The 423-nt window shown below is 58.9% G+C and carries 1 protein-coding gene; it reads left to right on the forward strand.

Going from position 1 to position 423, the window contains the following annotated elements; translation table 11 throughout:
- Window positions 1-423, forward strand: a 423-nt coding sequence (locus tag SB752_RS31955; protein WP_410719438.1) for an amino acid ABC transporter ATP-binding protein, incomplete at both ends; no start/stop codon positions are given.

Genomic DNA, 423 nt, shown 5'->3' on the forward strand with positions numbered 1-423 from the left:
GCCGGTGAGCGGGTTGAAAACGGTCCGCGACTGAGCGCAATTCGTAGCGAAGTGGGCATGGTGTTTCAGAGCTTCAACCTCTATCCGCACCTCACTGTTCTTGACAATGTATCGCTGGCGCCGATCCGTGTTCGCGGTCTGAGTCGGCGTGATGCGCATGCCAGGGCCAAGGAGCTTTTGCTCAAGGTCGGCATGGGAGATCACGCGCACAAATACCCCAGCCAATTGTCCGGTGGTCAACAGCAACGAGTTGCCATTGCCCGCACCATGGCCATGGAACCTCGCGCAATCCTGTTCGACGAACCGACTTCGGCTCTCGACCCGGAAATGGTTGGCGAAGTACTCGATGTCATGCAAAACCTCGCTCGCTCCGGCGTCACGATGGTCGTGGTCACCCATGAGATGGGCTTTGCCCGTCGGGTC

Source organism: Brevibacillus sp. SIMBA_040 (assembly GCF_046535075.1).
In the GTDB taxonomy this organism is placed as follows: Bacteria; Bacillota; Bacilli; order Brevibacillales; family Brevibacillaceae; genus Brevibacillus.